Annotated in this window: 1 protein-coding gene; it reads right to left on the bottom strand. The window is 56.2% G+C overall.

Annotation, left to right across the window (positions count from 1 at the left end; translation table 11 throughout):
• On the bottom strand, positions 1-267 hold a 267-nt coding region (locus HMPREF3277_RS14975), incomplete at both ends, for a hypothetical protein (RefSeq protein ID WP_210401172.1).

Here is a 267-nt window from a genome sequence, read left to right as displayed (position 1 = left end):
CGTCGGGGGTTTTGGGATGAAGGCCCCAGTTTTGCTGTTTGCCCAGTAAGACGGTATTGTCGGCCGATTCTTCGGATTGTTTGTTGTCGGTTTCGGCAAAGAGGTCGGTATCGGCGGTGCGGTAGTTGTAGTCGGCACTGCGTATGCCTTCAACGATGGGGTTGTGGCGGATGCTGAGGTTGAACAGTGCTTCGGTACCGGTACTTTCCAGTCCGGCATGGGGACGGTAGGAAACGGGCAGACTTTGGTCGCGGAAGTAGTGTTCGG

It is taken from the genome of Neisseria sp. HMSC70E02, from assembly GCF_001838645.1.
Taxonomy (GTDB): domain Bacteria; phylum Pseudomonadota; class Gammaproteobacteria; order Burkholderiales; family Neisseriaceae; genus Neisseria; species Neisseria macacae.
The sequence above is the reverse complement of the archived record's forward strand: the minus strand, read 5'-3'. Positions and strand labels throughout refer to the sequence as shown.